The organism is Gilliamella sp. wkB108 (assembly GCF_001690195.1).
Classification (GTDB): domain Bacteria; phylum Pseudomonadota; class Gammaproteobacteria; order Enterobacterales; family Orbaceae; genus Gilliamella; species Gilliamella apicola_L.
In genome coordinates this window covers 1-743 of sequence record NZ_LZGM01000100.1, presented here as the reverse complement: position 1 = coordinate 743, position 743 = coordinate 1, and the positions used below count along the sequence as shown (strand labels likewise).

Annotated in this window: 1 protein-coding gene; it reads left to right on the top strand. The window is 40.0% G+C overall.

Annotation, left to right across the window (positions count from 1 at the left end):
* A partial coding sequence (locus A9G11_RS14480) for a DUF6708 domain-containing protein (RefSeq protein WP_218056135.1) occupies positions 1-644 on the top strand: 644 nt, incomplete at its 5' end.
* Between the last annotated feature and the right edge of the window lie 99 nt (positions 645-743).

Here is a 743-nt window from a genome sequence, read left to right as displayed (position 1 = left end):
GGTTTAATCGGGTGACTCGGCAAGTCTATATTCAGCGCCCCAAATATTGTGGCGGTACGGTCGTGTTTAAGTGGGAACATATTATGCCCGCTAATTTTAGCAACTCAGACTCAGATATGGGTGGTACCAATATGGTAAATCTGATGAGCTTTCACCCATATAAAACAGGCTTTCCGGTTGCTCAATCGGTGGGGATTGGTAAAAATACCTATAATTCGCAAGATTATAAAGATGAATGGGAATTTATTCGCCGTTATATGGAGGAAGGCCCGGATAACCTACCCAAACCTTGGCTCAGTACGCATCTACCGATGCCTTTACATGGTTTAAGTGGACATATAAAACCGATGATCCATGCTGCAAAAAATGCCCCAACATTCTGGATGTACATTTTATTGATACCGGTATTTTTAATATTATTACCGTTTTACACGATAGGGTACTTTATTTCGGAATGTTTATGCTGGCAACCACGCTGGCCAAAAGTCATTCGTCAAGCTGGTCGAAAAGGGAAAACCGTACCGAAAGAAACCACCTTATCAGACTATCCACCCAGTGTACAACAAGCGATTTTAGATAATCGTATCGAATGGGGTGTGCGAGATGATAAAACCGGAAAATTGATTGATTATGGTAATTCTTAATATGATAGCAAAAAGGTGAACAATCCGGAGCAAATTATTAAGGACAGTTTGAAATGTATATCGGTGAATTTTTATTGTGGTTTGGCAGTTCAATTAAAG